The organism is Geobacillus sp. ZGt-1, assembly GCF_001026865.1.
GTDB classification, from domain to species: domain Bacteria; phylum Bacillota; class Bacilli; order Bacillales; family Anoxybacillaceae; genus Geobacillus; species Geobacillus thermoleovorans.
In genome coordinates, this window is the sequence record NZ_LDPD01000004.1 from 1 (window position 1) to 211 (window position 211).

At 49.3% G+C, this 211-nt stretch carries 1 pseudogene; it reads left to right on the forward strand.

The annotated features are described in order from the left end of the window. Positions 1-81 precede the first annotated feature (81 nt). Positions 82-211: pseudogene (locus tag VU18_RS21175) on the forward strand (IS630 family transposase); the annotation flags it as partial.

Below are 211 nucleotides of genomic sequence, written 5' to 3' on the forward strand. Positions count from 1 at the left end.
AAGATTAACCTTCGTATAACCAGTGCCCACTCCGGTTATCCTGTTCCTAAGGAAACCAATGGAAAAGGAGCGGGATCATTCATGAAACGTCTGCGCATCACCAACGATCACGGATGGACACCTCGAACACTTCGCAAACAGGAACGGAAAATCAAAAACACCCTTCTTCGCCAACGGGTGATGGCCGTTCGCCTCGTCATGGAAGGCTATT